Source organism: Synechocystis sp. CACIAM 05 (assembly GCF_010222815.1).
Classification (GTDB): Bacteria; Cyanobacteriota; Cyanobacteriia; order Cyanobacteriales; family Microcystaceae; genus Synechocystis.
In genome coordinates this window covers 178,708-194,050 of record NZ_CP019225.1, presented here as the reverse complement: position 1 = coordinate 194,050, position 15,343 = coordinate 178,708, and the positions used below count along the sequence as shown (strand labels likewise).

The following is a 15,343-nucleotide window of genomic DNA, read 5'->3' as shown; positions in this document are numbered from 1 at the left end:
AGACAAACTTTATTAAGGGTTTGGGCGGGTCATCAATGATGGCAAGTTGCGGTTAGTTTTAAAAGTGGGTATAGGACTTAGCTTTGGTGTAATTATTTCTGTAAAAATTGTCCCATTTCCCGTTTCCGCAGGGGGCGACTCAACAAAAATCCTTGTACTTCCTGGCATTGTAGTTGCTTGATCAAGCTCAGTTGGGCATCGGTTTCTATCCCTTCGGCCACCAGACGATATTGGAAGCCCTGACTTAATGCAAATATGGATTGGAGAATGGCCATTTCCTGGGAGGTGCCCCGCAAGCGGGCCATGAATCCTTGATGAATTTTGATGGTGGTGAAGGGAAACTGGGTGACAAAACCAATGCCCATTTGGCCTAGGCCGAAGTCATCTAGGGCAATTCTAACCCCAAAGGTTTTGAGGTCTTGGAGAATGGCCAGGGCCTTGGCTGGTTGTTGCCTCAGAGTATTTTCGGTAATTTCTAGCTCCAACCATTGGGGATCTAAGCCGGTTTCCTCTAGGGTTTTACCTACCATCATCACTAGGTCTTGGCGATAAAATTCCCGAGCTGATAGATTAATGGCGAGCGCCCGAGGGGGTAAACCATCCTTTTGCCACTCCAAATTTTGTTGACAGGCGGTGCGAAAAATCCAATCGCTGAGTTCAAAAATGAGATTGCTACGGGCGGCAATGGGGATGATTTTTTCTGGGGCAATTTCCCCTACTTCTGGATGTTCCCAACGGAGTAGGGCTTCTATGGCGGTGATTTCCCCACTTTGGAGATGGATTTGGGGTTGGTATTGCAGGGTAAGTTGCCGTTTGGCGATCGCCTGTTGAAGAAGGTTTTCTAGGCGGGCTTGATGGAGGGCGGCGGTGCTAAATTTCGGATCGTAGCACTGATAATGATTAAAACCAGTTTGGCGCAATTTTTGCAGAGCGGCGTTGGCTCGAGAGAGTAAATCTTCGGCCCGGTTACCATCGTTGGGGTAGGCGGAAATGCCAATGTTAATATTAAAAATAAATTCCCTTTCTCGCACGGTTATGGGATTTTTCAAGCGGTCTAGAATTCTTTCCGCTAGACGAATGGAATCCTGGGGGCTTTTTATCTTGGCCAGAATAATCACTAGGGTGTTGCTATCCCATTGCCCTACGGTATCTCCGGAACGCATACAGTCGGCGATCGCCCCGTGGAAGGCCATAAATACTTCATCCCCAAAGCCAAAGCCATAGGCCTGGTTAATGCGATTGAGAATTTCTAAATGGATGAACATCACCCCCATGAGATGCTGGTGGTGGGCTGCCGCATCGATGGCGAGGGATAGTTCCTTTTGTAGATTTACCCGGTTGGGCAGTTTACTAATGGGGTCATACAACGCCTGGTTAGCCAAGGTTTCTGAATACCCCTGGCGACCCCGGGGAGTGCGCATGACAAAACAGTACACCTCCCTGTCCTCCCACGGTAGGCGATACACTTCCCCCTTGACTTGTACCGTTTGCCCTTCCCGGTTGCGGTACTCTAGTTCTGGTACCGATAGATAGTTTTGGGTTTCCAGGTTAATTAATAGTTCTTCAATCACCGGCCGTTCTGCGGCGATCAACTGATAAAGGGTGAAATCGAGAACCTCCGATTCCTCATAGCCCAATAACTGACAAAAAGCACTGTTAGCTTCGACCACAGTTTTGGTGCGGGCATCCACCAACAGAAAACCTGTGGCGCTATATTCCCGATAGGCTTGCAAACGATGGTGGAGATCATTTAGCCCCTGCTCCATTTTGCGATACTCGGTCACGTCCTCGCTGTAGCACTGTAACCGGCTCCGGTCTGGCCCAAGGAAAATCCGCTGATGAAAAATTTGTTGGCCGATGGCAATATCCCGTTCCAACTGCAAGCCCTCCCTGGTGAGGGATAAATTTGAGAGGCCTTGGATCAGGGGATGTTGGGCCTGGATGGCCATTAGTTCCGGAAATAAGGCTTTGGTTGCCCCGTTGGCGTAGAGCACCTGCCCCGCAGTGGTTAACTCAACAATTAACTGGGTACTATTTTCGCTGAGGGAAGCCGGTGGACGATGACTTGGTAATGGAGCACTGCGGCTGACATCTGGTATTTCATCGTTATAGACCACCGCTGTGGAAAAGGAAGAGTCTTCCTCTACTTCTACCGCTTCATGGTCAAATCCAGCCCCTTCTCCATAGCCGTGGTCAGCCATGGCAAAGTTTAGGGGGTCCACATAGGTTTCCCCCATGATTGGGTTGGCCGCCACTGACACAGGTTCGGCTCCGTAGGGTTGCTCCTCCGATTCTGTGGTCAGATTCATAATGTGGTAGCTGGCTTTGGACTGATTGCCAAAGCGAATTACGTCCCCGTGCTCCAACTCATGGGAAAGACAATATTGACCGTTGATCACCACGCCATTGGTGCTGCGTTTTCCCTGGAGATTACCGTCAATTAATCTATAGGTGTATTGATGATTCTGATAGTCGTTAACCCGGATCAGGGTTGCGTGGTGACGGGAAACTTGGCGATCGTAAATGGGGATGGCACTGCTGGGGTCCCGACCGATGTCGTAGGTGTTTTCTTCTAGGGAAACAATGCGACGAGATTTCTGATCCTCAATGACCAGGACGTGGCGGACAATGGAATCGTTACTCATGGATGGCATGGCTCAGGGGATGGTTTTATTTAACTTTGGGAAGATCGCCGGTTAACTTCAGGGTCCGATCGCCTCTCAGTCCGGAGTTGGCACCACAAACACGCAACAGTGGGCATGGTGAAAGACATAGTTCCCCACACTACCGAGGAGAATTTCGCTTAGTCCCCACCGGCCCCGGTGCCCCACCACAATGATGTCACTATTATCCTGTTTGGCACGCTGGCAGATAATTTTACCTGGACTGCCCAAAATTTGTTCCGCCTGGCATTCAATATCCAAAGCCAGTGCTTGCTGACGGCGTTTTTCCAGGGTATCTAACCCTTCTTGTTCAAAGGTTTGCCATTGCTGTTGCCACACCTCCATGGTCAACTCATTACCCGCAGCGGGGTAAATTTCATCCATATTGACGGGGATGGGTAGGGGACTACCTTCTTCTTCGGCCGACAGGACATGAAGCAACAATAGGGAAGCGCCATAGACCTTGGCGAGGGATAAACCTTTTTCTAAAACTTCTTGACCTGCGGGGGACAGATCCAAGGCAGCGAGAATTCTATTGAACAAGGTAACCCTCCAAGGCTTGGGGCAATGGGCAATAATTGAGGCAAATTTAGGCAGTTTCTCCGCCAGGCCAAGGGATTTGCTCAATGCCCTGGCTTACATACATTGTAATCTTCGTGGGAGACGATTTCTTTTGGTTCTAGGCGATCGCCATCGTCCTGACAAATAAGCCGGTAATGTCTAGTAACTGGAATACTGATCACTAGGCGATCGTGCCTAAGACGTTTGCCGTAAAACTCGCGGTAGTCATGTTGATTGGCCAAACCTGCGAGAATTTGTCTGGCTTTGAGCACCACATTTCTGGGTAGATGGGTCAGATCAATGGGATCTTCAGCAAAGGTGGCTTTCCAAGCGTCGCGGGAATGTTTCCTTTCCTCTTGGTCAATGTGTTTTTGCACACAGCGATGACATTCTTGACCATAACCCTTATGGCCACAGGGAAAAGTTTTTTTACGTCTTGCCATGGTGTTTACAGTTGGGTGGAGGGTAAGAATCTGTAGAACAAACCGCTTGACAACCGCTTATCAATTAACCACCTCCCGTCAGCTTTTCTGGCGGCAATGCCAAACTTTGCCCACAGCCGCCGACACTGGGCGGTTTTTCTCTAGCTTAACGGCTAATCCCAACCATGGCGCACCGAGCGATCACTAAAGCCTTTGTCCCCCAACTATTTTCACTAAAGCTCCGGCAAGGTTGGGGGATTTGGACTTACACTTCCCTCATAATCGACTCATCAGAAGGACTTACCCTCAGAGCCTAAGTAAATCCGTCACTCCCCTTCCATACCCCCTTGCCAACGCTGGAGGGGCACACAGTTGATCGCCAATTGATCCAAGGCCCTAGCCACCACAAAATCCACTAAATCTTCCACCGATTGGGGTTGATGATACCAAGCGGGAATGGCGGGCACAATGCGGACTCCAGCCTCGGCCAAACTAGTGAGATTGCGCAGATGGATCAAACTTAAGGGCGTTTCCCTGGGCACCACCACCAAGGGTTTACCTTCTTTGATTTGCACATCCGCCGCCCGCTCCAATAGATCGGAACTCATGCCCACCGCCAATTTAGCCACGGTGCTCATGCTACAGGGCAGCACTACCATGCCGGCGCAACGGTAGGAACCACTGGCAATGGTGGCCCCCACATCTCCCCAACGGTGACAAATCAGTTTGCCACCCTTTTCTACCCCAGCCTGATAGCGCCAAAATTCTGCCTGGGCGGAGGGTTCCCCTGGCATTTGAATATTTTGTTCCGCTTGCCAAACTTGGTAGCTGGCTCGGGAAGCCACCAGTTCGATGGTGTAATCCGCCGCCAGTAAATGCTTGATGGCTCTGACGGCATAAATTAGCCCAGAGGCACCGCTGACCCCCAAAATCAAAGGTTGTGCCATGGTGTGTTGATTTTTAGTTAATTTTTAATTATTTCCCTTTGCATATCTTTACAAACCAATCGACGTATTAGATCAGTCCGTCCATTTCCAGGTCTTCAATCATCTGTAGTCCCCGAGCGTCCCCCAGTCGCAGTAGGGCGGATTTTGCATCTTCCTTGACGCCAAAATCTTCATCTTCCACTAGGGCTTCCAGCAAGGCATCGATCGCCGTGGCATAGACCACATTGGAAGGCAATTCCCGGCATAGTTGCCCCACTGCCCAGGCACAGTTACTGCGGACAGCGGCCATTTTGTCCCTCCTCAGTCCCTCAATCAACGGGGGAATGGTGGCAATCACATCTTCGTAGGCCAATTTGGCAATGTTAGGCAAACTGCTGGCACTCCAGAGGCGCACGGCGGAAATGTCGGTTTTGAGGGCATGGATCAAGGGCGCTAGGGCCCGGCGATCGCCACAATTTCCCAAGGCCCAGACCAATCCCTTGCGGACATAACCATTGAAATCTGTTTGCAAACTTTGAATTAGCGGTTCCACTATGGTCGGGTCCGTATTACGCCCCAACGCATAGGCCGCACTCACCCGCACCAGGGGACAGCTATCCCCTAATAAATTGATCAACGGCTCCACCGCCCGGCGATCGGCAATTTCACAAAAAGCCCGGGCCGCCAGCATCCTCTGTGGGGCTTCTCTACTGGTCAGAAACACCAACATTTCATCAGGGTCCGGAGGTGGAGGGGCTACGTCGTCATCTAATTGATCCAGGGGATCAACCCAGGAATCCTCCAGTAGCAGATCATCTTGGTTACGCATAGCTCCATATTTTCTCACGAAATTTCCCCACCCTAGGCTAGGGGCCGGGGTTAGTCCGTCCTATTTGCAAACTCCCCTACAACTGGGCCAAAAAATTGTCGTCCAAATCGTAGCCCAACAGTTGAGCCAAGGACTTGAGGCGGAACTGGGCTGGGAGTTGATATTTTTTTAACCAGTCCGCTAACACAAATACCCTACCCATAATGAACAGATCCAGAGCTTCAGGATTGAACTGGATGCCATCCACCCGATGGAATTCGTGGGGAACCAGCATGGCAGCATACCTGGTAAATTCCCCGGCCTGCCAATCCAAACACAGGGGAAACCAGGGATAAACGCTATCTAGACGGATAAACCACAGACGAACTTCGGGAATCTCTGATAATTCCCTGGGATCGCCTTCTTCCCTGGCAAATTGAATGTCGAACTGTACCTGTTTTTCGATGGTGGCCAGGGCAGATTCGTCAATGCGGTTCAGGTTAAGACTAATGGCCCGCTCCAGCCACGATTGCACTGGGGAAAGGTCCAAACTACTCAGTTGCTCTGGGGTAACGGTGATGGTGACCATGGTTTAAACCGCCCGTTTATAGGCTTCGTCCAACACTTCCGACAGGGTGGGGTGGGCATGGACATGGAAGGCCAATTCCCGCACTGATTTGCGGTCGGCGATCGCCTGGGCCGCCTCTTGGATTAGGTCGGACGCATGGATGCCGATGATATGGGCACCCAATAATTCCCCGGTGTCCTGGCGGTAAACTACTTTAGCAATGCCGTCGGTTTCCTTTTCTGCCAGGGCTTTGGAGTTCCCCTTAAAGTAAGTTTTGGCGGTGCTGACCACAAACCCTTCCTTTTCCCCCAGCTCTTTGGCCTGAGCTTCCGTTAGGCCCACGTAGCTAATTTCGGGGTGAGTAAAGGCCGCCGCCGGAATGGCCCGGTAATCCACCTCAGTTTTGCGGCCGCAGATATTTTCCACTGCCACCACTCCTTGGCCAGAAGCGGCATGGGCCAGCATCATTTTGCCCGTGGCATCTCCCACCGCCCAGAGATGGGGCACCGGTTTGCCATCCTTAATCACTTGCATTTGGTCGTTAACTTCAATGAAACCCCGGCGATCGGTTTCCACTCCCACCGTTTCCAGCCCTAAATTTTTGGTGGCAGGAATGCGGCCGGTGGCGACTAAACAAGCATCCACTTCCAGGGTGTCAATCACTTCTTTTGTTTTGGCATCGGTGAGTTCAATTTCCACCGGGGAACCTGCTTTGATTTTGGTGGCAAATACGCCGGTATAGGTTTCAATATCCCGGGATTTAATCAGCACCCGTTCGGCAATTTTGGCAATTTCCGGATCAAACCCTGGCATCAGATCCGGCAGGGCTTCAATCATGGTCACTTCACAGCCCAGGGCGGTGTAAACGTCGGAAAATTCCAAGCCAATGTAACCACTACCAATGATGGCAATCCACTGGGGCAACGTTTCCAACTTCACTGCTTCGTCACTGGTAAAGACAGTTTTATGGTCAATTTCAATGCCGGGGGGCACAAAGGGTACCGAGCCTGGGCACAGCATGATCTCTTTTGCTTTGAGGATGCGAGTTTCGTTCTCCCCGATCACCGTCACTTCCTGAGAGCCGGATACCTTACCCCAACCCCGGATGGTATCGACTTTGAGACGGGTGAGGCTATTGGTCAGGTCAGATTGGATTTTACTCACAAGGTCGTTGGCATGGGCAGCGATCGCCTCCCTGGTGAAGGTAACGCCATTGATCTGGATACCTAGTTGTTGCAAATGATCTTGGTCGGACATTTCCCGCACCCGACCGGAGGCGGCGAGGAGAGCTTTGGAAGGGATACAACCCCGATTCACACAGGTGCCGCCCATATCTTTAGCTTCGATGATGGCGGTTTTCAGACCACATTTAACGGCGTGGAGAGCAGCCCCATGGCCGCCAACGCCAGCGCCAATAATCACCAAATCGTAATCAAAATCCTGACTCATCGTTGCTTGCACCTCAATCTGTCAAGACTTTAGTTTAGGGGTTAAGGGCAACCTCTGGAAAGTTGCCCCCGTCCTGGCGATCGCCCATTGTCTTCGATTAGTTCGACCTCAATCCATCAGAAATACCGGCCTGTCGTAATAACTCCCTTAACCGTTCATTTTCCTGCTCCGCAAGCTTAGCCCGCTCCGAAAATTCTATTGTTGTCAAAAAACGATTTCCTTGGGGATCATAAATTTCCAACTGTTCCTGGGTTAGGACAAAACGTATTCCTAAACGGGGGCTGACCCAATCATGAATAGTTTCAATCACAACAAAATTTTCCCCTTGCCGCTCATATCCCGTAAAATCAACCCGTTCAGGATCATAAATGTAGTATTCTTCTACTCCGTACTGTTCATAAAAGACCAATTTTTTTGCCATTTCCTTTAATCTATTACCCGGCGATAAAATTTCAAACACGACTTGGGGCCCAATATTTTCTTCTTGCCACTGTTGGTAGGAACCCCGCTCCCCCTTAGGCCGACCAACAACCACCATCACATCAGGGGCAACCCGTATTTCTGGGTGTCTTTCCACCGGATACCACAACAAATCCCCCGCCACAAACACATCTGGACTATCTCGAAAAACACATTCCAAATTTTCCTTAATCAGTACAATCCAGCGGAACTGTAGGGTATTGTCTGCCATTGGTTGTCCATCACTATCGGGATAAATAATGATTTGGTCGAGGGCGGCGGTCATGGCCTGGAGCTCCAAACGCTCAAATGTGGCCCGATTCTAACACCCCATCAAAGTTTGGCATTTTCACTGTTTTTCCTTCTCCCTGGTAGTCTAAACCGTTATTTTTGCTTCACCTGCAGTATTGCTCCCTAGGCTTGGCCAAGCCTGCAGTTTCCACAAAGATCCGATCGCCAGGGGGGAAGTGGGAGCTTTAGGGCGGACTAGGTTTTTATACAGGGGAAAAGCCTCGACAATTTCGTCAGAATGGCAACATATTGAACCACCAACGGCTTTGTACAATGGGCCCTGGATCCGTAATCCGTAATTGGAAAAAACCTAAAACTATGCTAAGCCGTGTTGCTGACTCCGTTTACTGGCTGAATCGCTACATCGAGCGGGCGGAAAATATTGCTCGCTTTGTGGATGTGAACCTTTACCTAATGTTGGATTTACCCTACGGTGCCCAACAGCAGTGGGAGCCTTTGGTTATGACCACTGGGGATTTGAGCTTTTTCAAACAGCATTACGGCGAAGTCACCAAGGCTAATGTGATCCAATTCCTCACCTTTGATCAGCATTACTCCAACTCCATCCTTTCCTGCCTGAACATGGCCAGGGAAAATGCCCGCTCCATTCGGGAAATTATTTCTTCGGAGATGTGGGAAGAAATTAATCGCTTTTACCTTATGGTCAAAGAAGCTGGCGATCGCCCTCCGGCCAACATTGCCGACTTTTTTGCGCGGGTGAAACTATCTAGTCATCGCTTTGCCGGCATTATGGACGCCACCATGACCCATAACGAAGCTTGGCATTTTGGCCAGATGGGACGTTTGCAGGAAAGGGCTGACAAAACCGCCCGCATTTTGGATGTGAAATATTACTACCTGCTGCCTTCGGTGGAATGGGTCGGCACTCCCCTGGATCAGGTGGAATGGATTGCCCTACTCAAATCCGCCAGTGCCTACGAAATGTATCGCAAGAGCCAGCGGCGCATTACCCCTGCCAACGTGGCCAGCTTTCTGATTTTGCACCCCAAATTTCCCCGTTCTATCCATTTTTGTCTACTCCAAGTACAACAGTCATTGCATGAAGTTACTGGTACGCCCCTCGGTTCCTGGCGCAATGAGGCAGAGAGGGCCCTGGGTCGGCTTTGTGGAGAAATGGGCTACATCACCATCGAAGATGTTATTAGCCAAGGGCTACACGAATTCCTGGAGGAGATTCAAGCTAGGGTAAACGAAGTGGGGGTTAAAATGGCCCAGACGTTCTTTGTCAATGAGCCGGTGTTGTCGCCTATGCCAGTGCAAAGTCAAGGTCAGACCCAACAGCAATCCTTAGCTAGTTTTTAGTTTTTCTCTGCATCCGGTACGGGTTGGTCAGCACCTAAGGTGGGCACCACAATATAGCCCGTACTTTCATCGCCCAAAACCCAGTTCCGTTCTCGACCCCAGTACCACCAATAAGCGCCAATATAAGCACAAATTAAACTATCCCATTGGTCTTCCTGGTGTTTCAATTCCTTGCCGTTCAAGGTCAATGGCGATCGCCAAGGTTCCATACCAGGGGGGAGGGTAAGGTCCAGAGCCGGGGTTAGTTGGGGCAAAATATTTTCAATGTAGGACTGTAATTCCAGCAAACCCTGTCTTTTTTTGGCTAGACTCCCTTTCTTGTATTTGATGATCCGCTCTAGCTGAAAAAGTTGCACCATGGCAGGGTGGGGAAATACTTCAATTTGGTAACGCCCTTGCCGTTGGGCTTGAATCTCCGGGGCATGGAGAAACCCCCTTTCTTCTAGTAATTTGCCCACTCCGGTGGTTCTTTCGGCAAAAGGTCGGCCCAAATTGGCCGGATAACAACCCGCATGGTACTTGCCAAAATATTTATGGGTCAGGCGATCGGGCAAACGAGTCCCAGTCTGATTGGGAATAATGGTCGGAGCATCCACCGCCACCATGGCTCCCTCCGCTTCACCTAAACCTTTGTCCAGCCAGGCGAAAATTTCCTCCAAACTCAAGCGACAGGTAAGGTCTTCAATCCCTAGGCGATCGCCAGTGGGGGTTGATTGCAGTTGCAAACGACATAGTCCACTCTCCCCAGAACGCCAACCCAAATCAATGCCAATAAATTTCATCAAATAAACACTCGAAAATATTTGCCAAAAAACTTGCCAAGGGCCACAGGGGAGGACTAAGATTAGAGTCTGTGAAATTCGGGGCGTAGCGCAGCTTGGTAGCGCACCACTTTGGGGTAGTGGGGGTCGTGGGTTCAAATCCCGCCGCTCCGATTCAGCTGAAAAGCCTTCTCTGCAAGCATTATAAGCTTCCGGGGGAGGCTTTTCCCATGGTGACCATTGGCTTGGCAGTGAACTATTGAATAATGTTGTAACTCAATGCTTTTTGAAGTTTTCCGTCCGGTCAAGGATGTTTTTGTGGAGCACTCTTCACAATGTTATCCGTGAACCGCCACAGCACCCGGCGCAAAAACTTGCTCTGGTTCCAGACTCCCCCCTAGTTCCAGCCCTGGAGCCACTGGCCAAACCGCAGTGCAATCCACCTGCTCAATTAGTTGAATAATGGTTTTCCCCGACCGAGGATCAACCCAGTCCGGGGCAATTTCCGCCAGGGGAACTAGTACAAATGGTCTGTATTGCATTTGCGGGTGGGGAATGGTCAGTCTAGCCTGTTCCAATTGGCGATCGCCGTAGAAAATTAAATCCAGATCTAAGGTGCGGGGTCCCCATTTTTCCAAACGAATGCGGCCAAATTTTTGCTCGATCGCCAGTAAAGTTTGCAACAACTCTGGGGGGGATAAACTGACCCGTAACGTCACACAGCCATTGATATAGTCGGGCTGCGGCGGCCCAAAAGCTCGGCTACGGTACCAACTAGAACAGCGCTCCACTTCAATGCCCGCTACCAAGGCCAACTCGGCGATCGCCCCTTGGAGATTATCCAGCACTGGGCCAATATTGCCCCCCAAGCCTACCACTGCCCCATGGCATTGTTGCGGAAAATCTGTGGGGGAGACAGGAGCCATAGAAATAGGGACAAACAATCGATTCTATCCTACCAAAAACTTCTAACCCCAAGCTCCCCGACATCATTGGCCACTCCAGGGATTTGTCAGGCTTGTCACGGAGTCTAAACCGATTTTCACCCCAATCGCCAACCCAGAGAACAATAATAGTTTATATTAACTATTTTGGAAGTGTACTCACTGCTAAGATGGCGGTGAATTTTTACGAAAACGTTACAAAAACCCCAACATGCCTATGGGTTGCCGATTTGCCACCGTCAAGCGTCTGATTCTGCTGGGTCTCTTGGCCTTCACCCTAGCGGTGCTCATCCCCCCTGCTACAGCGCAAATAACCCTTTCTTCGGGAGGAAACAATGGCAGTCAGAATACTTCTAGCACCCCTTGGTGGGATACCAATAAAGCAAGACGTTGTGGCCGGCTCTGGTGCAGTGATGTGTTTTTGCAGGGCAGTTCCCAGGTCACCTTCACTGTGGGTTTAATTCCCAATCCAGAGGAAAGTTCCCAAGCGGCCGCCCAGGCCATTGAAAATCGGGCTAAGCAAGTGGAATCGATTTTTAATTCGATCTATTCTCGGTTAATTAGCTTAAATACGGTGGAAATTCCCGAGAAGGACGTGCAGTTTCTCCGCTCCAAGGTGTTTGACCTGAGGGAATCTCGCCTTGGCTATCACTCCAACCCAAGTAATTGGCAGGGAACAAGCCCCGCTCTCCCTAACTCCCGAGACTCCACCACCACCGCGCCCGAAATTAACCAAAACAACCAGGAAAGCAGTTCAGTGGAGCGGCGAACCCCTACCACTTCTTTCCGTAGAGCGCCCCAGAATGCAATTCGGATTATTTCTTCTCCGGCACCGAATCTAGGCAATGTAGCCGTTGATGAAATCCATCCCTTTACTCCCAATGTGGAAGTGGGTATTCAGAATAATGAGACGGTAATTTTTGTGCCTAGTCAGCCAAGCCTTGGCCTAGCTCAGCAAACCATTGTTACGGTCAACCAAACTGATGAAATTATTAATGGTAAGCCCATTAATCTCCTGGCTCACGAGTGGCGCGACAGGATACAAGGTAGTTTTGACCGGGCTTTATGGGGTCACGAACTAGATCATCAACATCCCTGGGACCGCTATTACATCAGTGGCGCTTTCATGGTGGTGGCCCTGGCGATCGTCACGATTATGGGTTTAATTCGCTCTTTCTTTCACCGTCGGGACCGCTATCTACGTCAAGAGTTAAAAGTTTTAGCCCAGTCCATCACCAAAGACATTGAGGCGGAAAGTGCAGAATCAGTACGCCTAGCCAGCCAAGAAGTTTCGGAGTTTCCAGAACTTGGCCCCGATCGCCAAGAAGAAGAAGGACAAAATGGTCATGGATCGCCGTCCAAGGAGCGGAATTTTCCCCTATATGTGCCCCTAGCTGATCAAGTCAGGGACCGGGTTAACCATGCCTGGCAAAACATCGGTGATTTAGCTAGCTCAAATTTACGGCGACAAACCCTGCTCAAACAACGTCGCAACTTGGCTGTGTTGATGTGTTGGATTTTGTTGTGGCTCCAAATTTCCTGCATTTTTATTGTGGGAGCCTTCATCGTCTATGTTTTTCCCTCCACCAGGCCATTTACTTTGCTATTTATTGGCCAAGCCATGTATTTTCCCCTGCTTTGGATCGGGGTAACTTTAATTGATAAGGTGTGCGGTATTTTCGTCGATGGTTTGCTCAATAATTGGGCGAAGGAACAGCAATCTTATAATGAGCATTCTAACCGTTACACCCTTAGGGTTATGACCTATTCCCCGGCCATCAAGGGAGGAATTTCAGTACTATTGACCATTCTCGGTATTCTAGGCACCATTTGGCTATTTGGCATTAATCCTTTGGTGTTAGCTAGTTTTGGCGGAGTTGCCTTTGTGCTAGCTTTTCTGGGGCGCAACGTGGTAGAAGATATGCTCAATGGCACGCTAATTCTTTGGACAGACCGCTATGCCATCGGTGACGTGGTGCAAATTGGGGATGTGTTTGGTCTGGTGGAAAATATGAATATTTACATTACCCAGTTGCGGGGCCCCGAAGGCCGTTTGAGCACCATTCCCAACGGTAAAATTTCCGTAGTCCAAAATTTGACCAAGGACTGGTCCCGGGCGGAATTTATTGTGGAAATTGACCAGTCCAGCAATGTGGATAAAGCCCTCAATTTAATTCGGGTAGTTTCTGAACAAATGCGGGAAGATCCACTTTGGCAAGAGAAAATTTTGGAACCGGCCGCTATTTTGGGGGTGGACGACATTGCCTCTAAGGGCATTCGGCTCCAGGTATGGATTAAAACCCAAGCAGGGCAGCATTGGCCCGTGGGTCGAGAATTTCGTCTCAGGATGAAAAAGGCATTTGAGCTGGCTGGTATTGCCCTGGGTGCCCCCCAGCAAAGGATTGTGTATCATCACCACGGTCAAAAAAGTAGTCATAGCAATGGTAAAACTGATCACTCTCCCGGGGCGATCGCCTTGGGGCCAAATTTTCCCAAGGAATATAATTAGCCTCTAACTCTACTAATGCCGGCCACCTCCTTTCGTTCAAAAGCCCATGAGTGAACCAGTCCAGCCCATTATTGAATTCCGCGGCGTGAGCCAAAGCTTTGGCCGAAAAGTGATCCTCGATGATGTGGACCTGAAAATTTACCCAGGGGAAGCAGTGGGGGTAATTGGGCCATCGGGGACGGGCAAATCAACTATTTTGCGCATTGTGGCCGGCTTACTAACCCCCGACAGTGGCGAGGTAATTGTCCATGGTCATCGCCGTCAACGTTCCATTGAAGAAGGAGAAAAAGCTTTAGGAGTGGGTTTAGTATTTCAGCAATCGGCCCTGTTTGATTCCCTCACTGTGGCGGAAAATGTCGGCTTTACCCTCTACCGAGATTCAGACCTACGGCCGAGGGAAATTAGGGCCATTGTGGAAGAAAATTTAGAGTTGGTGGGCTTGCCGGGCATTGGCGATCGATTCCCAGCAGAATTGTCCGGTGGCATGCGTAAACGGGTCAGTTTGGCCCGGGCGATCGTCATCAATCCGGAACAACATCAGCAATATAAAAATATTTTGCTTTACGATGAACCCACCGCTGGGTTAGACCCGGTGGCATCCACTAGGATCGAGAGTTTAATTCGTCACCTGCTCAGCCAAGATCATGTTTGTTGTTGTTACCTAATTGTTACCCACCAATTCAGTACTATTGATAACACCACCGACCGGATTATTTTTCTTTACGATGGCAAAATTCAGTGGGATGGTTCCACAGCGGATGCCTACAAATCTGACCACCCTTTATTGAAGCAATTTTTCTCCGGTAGCATTGATGGCCCGATTAGTTAATTATTGTTTTAATGAAGTTTTAATTTAACCTCAATCTAATTAATTTTAAATCAGCTTTAGTAAAATCTCGATAACTCTAAATTAATTCTTAAATCTCATAATTATTCTTTGATTTTGCTAGTTTTATGCCCTCGTCACCAGTTCAATTTAGCCTTGATGAACGCCATCCCCACCATATTGCGGAGGTAATTGAAACCAGCACCACTGGCTTTTTAGCCCAATGTCTGGAACCGGAAGAATTGAATTTTCCCACCATGCCTGCCTTTGGTAGTTGGGTGAAGGCCACAGATGAAGATTCTGGTAATACCATTTTTGCGGTGGTTAGTTATGCCACCACCATGCCCATCGATTCCATTCATCGGGCCAGGGCCCTAGGTCTTTCCCTGGGGGAATTGCGGGAACAGCAGCCCCAAATTTTTGCCATGTTAACCACGGAATTTCAAGCGGCGATCGTGGGTTTCCAGAGCCAAGAGTCCGGTCTTAATGGTCGCGGTCCCATCTCCGGTAGGGTGTTTCACTATTTACCGCCTCGTCCGCCCCAAATTCACCAAGCTGTGTTCCAGTGCGATCGCCAAGAAGTAATGGAGTTTACTAATTCCCCTGATTTTTTGCGAATTCTTTTGCAAATTACCGATGCCCCCGTGGATGCTCTGATTGCGGCTGCTCTAAGGGAAATTTATCTACTCCGTCAAGGCGATCGGGCCTGGCTAGTAACCGTCGGCCGTCACCTTAGCTTGCTCCTCAAAGATGACTACGATCGCCTACGCCATATCCTTGGTCAAGTTCATTTTTAGGGACGACGATGGTCCCATTTCGGAGTAGCGGCACCA

15 protein-coding genes and 1 tRNA gene are annotated in these 15,343 nt (G+C 49.8%); 6 read left to right on the top strand and 10 right to left on the bottom strand.

The genetic code is table 11. The features are described from left to right. Positions 1–92: 92 nt before the first annotated feature. From BWK47_RS00950 to BWK47_RS00940, 3 genes are all read right to left on the bottom strand, one after another. On the bottom strand, positions 93–2,645 hold the full coding sequence (locus BWK47_RS00950; RefSeq protein ID WP_237269730.1) for an EAL domain-containing protein: 2,553 nt from the start codon (positions 2,643–2,645) through the stop codon (positions 93–95). A gap of 75 nt (positions 2,646–2,720) precedes the next feature. Continuing rightward, a complete protein-coding gene (locus tag BWK47_RS00945; protein ID WP_162327216.1) occupies positions 2,721–3,206 on the bottom strand; it encodes a universal stress protein in 486 nt (161 codons plus the stop codon). 80 nt (positions 3,207–3,286) lie between these two features. Further along, the gene (locus BWK47_RS00940; protein ID WP_010871389.1) at positions 3,287–3,667 is read right to left on the bottom strand and encodes a DUF7682 family zinc-binding protein; all 381 of its coding nucleotides are present in this window, start codon (positions 3,665–3,667) and stop codon (positions 3,287–3,289) included. A gap of 46 nt (positions 3,668–3,713) precedes the next feature. On the opposite strand from BWK47_RS00940, the gene BWK47_RS00935 reads away from it, so the two are divergent. After that, the gene (locus BWK47_RS00935; RefSeq protein ID WP_158299065.1) at positions 3,714–3,854 is read left to right on the top strand and encodes a hypothetical protein; all 141 of its coding nucleotides are present in this window, start codon (positions 3,714–3,716) and stop codon (positions 3,852–3,854) included. Positions 3,855–3,972: 118 nt separating this feature from the next. On the opposite strand, the gene BWK47_RS00930 is transcribed toward BWK47_RS00935, so the two are convergent. The 5 genes from BWK47_RS00930 to BWK47_RS00910 all read right to left on the bottom strand — a co-directional run bounded on the left by BWK47_RS00930 (position 3,973) and on the right by BWK47_RS00910 (position 8,142). Further along, entirely contained in the window at positions 3,973–4,593 is a 621-nt protein-coding gene (locus tag BWK47_RS00930; RefSeq protein ID WP_162327215.1) for a flavin prenyltransferase UbiX, read from the bottom strand. Between the two features lie 67 nt (positions 4,594–4,660). Beyond that, positions 4,661–5,419, bottom strand: a complete 759-nt coding sequence (locus BWK47_RS00925; protein WP_204250441.1) for a HEAT repeat domain-containing protein — start codon at positions 5,417–5,419, stop codon at positions 4,661–4,663. 58 nt (positions 5,420–5,477) lie between these two features. Next, entirely contained in the window at positions 5,478–5,969 is a 492-nt protein-coding gene (locus BWK47_RS00920) for a CRR6 family NdhI maturation factor (protein ID WP_010871386.1), read from the bottom strand. Between the two features lie 3 nt (positions 5,970–5,972). Further along, positions 5,973–7,397, bottom strand: a complete 1,425-nt coding sequence (gene lpdA, locus BWK47_RS00915; protein WP_162327213.1) for a dihydrolipoyl dehydrogenase — start codon at positions 7,395–7,397, stop codon at positions 5,973–5,975. Positions 7,398–7,494: 97 nt separating this feature from the next. Continuing rightward, positions 7,495–8,142: a Uma2 family endonuclease gene (locus tag BWK47_RS00910; RefSeq protein ID WP_162327212.1), complete on the bottom strand. Its 648-nt coding sequence runs from the start codon at positions 8,140–8,142 to the stop codon at positions 7,495–7,497. A gap of 323 nt (positions 8,143–8,465) precedes the next feature. Between BWK47_RS00910 and BWK47_RS00905 the strand changes: the two genes are divergently transcribed. Continuing rightward, complete coding sequence (locus tag BWK47_RS00905; RefSeq protein ID WP_162327211.1) at positions 8,466–9,470, top strand: alpha-E domain-containing protein; 1,005 nt, start codon at positions 8,466–8,468, stop codon at positions 9,468–9,470. Here the strand turns inward: BWK47_RS00905 and BWK47_RS00900 are convergent. Further along, positions 9,467–10,252: a DUF429 domain-containing protein gene (locus BWK47_RS00900; protein WP_162327210.1), complete on the bottom strand. Its 786-nt coding sequence runs from the start codon at positions 10,250–10,252 to the stop codon at positions 9,467–9,469. The genes BWK47_RS00905 and BWK47_RS00900 overlap by 4 nt on opposite strands. 79 nt (positions 10,253–10,331) lie before the next feature. Here BWK47_RS00900 and BWK47_RS00895 point away from each other — a divergent pair. Next, positions 10,332–10,405, top strand: a tRNA-Pro gene (locus BWK47_RS00895). A gap of 164 nt (positions 10,406–10,569) precedes the next feature. Here the strand turns inward: BWK47_RS00895 and folK are convergent. Then, the gene (gene folK, locus BWK47_RS00890; RefSeq protein WP_010871381.1) at positions 10,570–11,157 is read right to left on the bottom strand and encodes a 2-amino-4-hydroxy-6-hydroxymethyldihydropteridine diphosphokinase; all 588 of its coding nucleotides are present in this window, start codon (positions 11,155–11,157) and stop codon (positions 10,570–10,572) included. 235 nt (positions 11,158–11,392) lie between these two features. Between folK and BWK47_RS00885 the strand changes: the two genes are divergently transcribed. The 3 genes from BWK47_RS00885 to BWK47_RS00875 all read left to right on the top strand — a co-directional run bounded on the left by BWK47_RS00885 (position 11,393) and on the right by BWK47_RS00875 (position 15,307). Then, positions 11,393–13,684 carry a mechanosensitive ion channel family protein gene (locus BWK47_RS00885; RefSeq protein ID WP_237269729.1) on the top strand — a complete coding sequence of 764 codons (2,292 nt, stop codon included), beginning with the start codon at positions 11,393–11,395 and terminating at the stop codon, positions 13,682–13,684. Between the two features lie 46 nt (positions 13,685–13,730). Next, on the top strand, positions 13,731–14,513 hold the full coding sequence (locus BWK47_RS00880) for an ABC transporter ATP-binding protein (protein WP_162327208.1): 783 nt from the start codon (positions 13,731–13,733) through the stop codon (positions 14,511–14,513). A 125-nt stretch (positions 14,514–14,638) separates the two neighbouring features. Then, positions 14,639–15,307, top strand: coding sequence for an HAS-barrel domain-containing protein (locus BWK47_RS00875; protein ID WP_162327207.1), 669 nt, complete (start codon positions 14,639–14,641; stop codon positions 15,305–15,307). Positions 15,308–15,343 lie beyond the last annotated feature (36 nt).